This is a genomic window from Acinetobacter sp. V2, assembly GCF_001188385.1.
Taxonomy (GTDB): Bacteria; Pseudomonadota; Gammaproteobacteria; order Pseudomonadales; family Moraxellaceae; genus Acinetobacter; species Acinetobacter oleivorans.
This window is the reverse complement of the sequence record NZ_JZFB01000001.1, coordinates 1143215-1143984: the sequence shown is the minus strand read 5'-3', so window position 1 is coordinate 1143984 and position 770 is coordinate 1143215. Positions and strand designations below refer to the sequence as shown.

The window sequence follows — 770 nt, the reverse complement described above, 5'->3', positions numbered from 1 at the left end:
CCAGCCGCAGCAATCATTTCTGATAATGCATGCAATGTATTTTTATGAAAATTAAATACTCGTTCTGATTTAGTTGGTACATCAATTGCTTTTTGACGGTCTTTATCTTGGGTTGCAACACCTACAGGACACTGGTTAGTGTGACAGCTTTGTGCCTGAATACATCCAACAGCAAACATGAAACCACGTGCTGAATTAACCCAATCTGCACCTAACGCAAAAGTACTGGCAATATCGAAGGCACTAATGATTTTACCACTTGCACCAATCTTAACTTGATCTCTTAGTCCTGCACCCACAAGGGTGTTATGAACAAAACGTAAGCCTTCACGTAATGGAGTACCAATATTGTCGCTAAACTCAATCGGTGCTGCACCTGTACCACCTTCAGACCCATCAACGACTATAAAGTCAGGAACAATTTTTGTTTCTAGCATTGCTTTAACAATACTCATGAATTGCCAAGGTTGACCAATACATAGTTTAAAACCAACTGGTTTGCCACCTGATAATGTGCGCAATTTCTGTAAGAAATGCATCATTTCAATAGGGGTAGAAAAACTAGAATGCTTTGCCGGAGAAATACAGTCATGATCGCGAGAAACCCCACGGATTTGTGCAATTTCTGCGGTAATTTTATGTTTAGGTAAAATACCACCATGGCCTGGTTTTGCGCCTTGGGAAAGCTTCAGCTCAATCATCTTGATCTGTGGTAATTGAGATTGCTTGGCAAACTTTTGCTCGTCAAATTTCCCATCTAAAGTACGGCA

1 protein-coding gene is annotated in these 770 nt (G+C 40.5%); it reads right to left on the bottom strand.

The features are described from left to right. Positions 1-770: FMN-binding glutamate synthase family protein (locus tag UC75_RS20270; RefSeq protein ID WP_228137100.1), on the bottom strand; the 770-nt coding region annotated here is incomplete at both ends.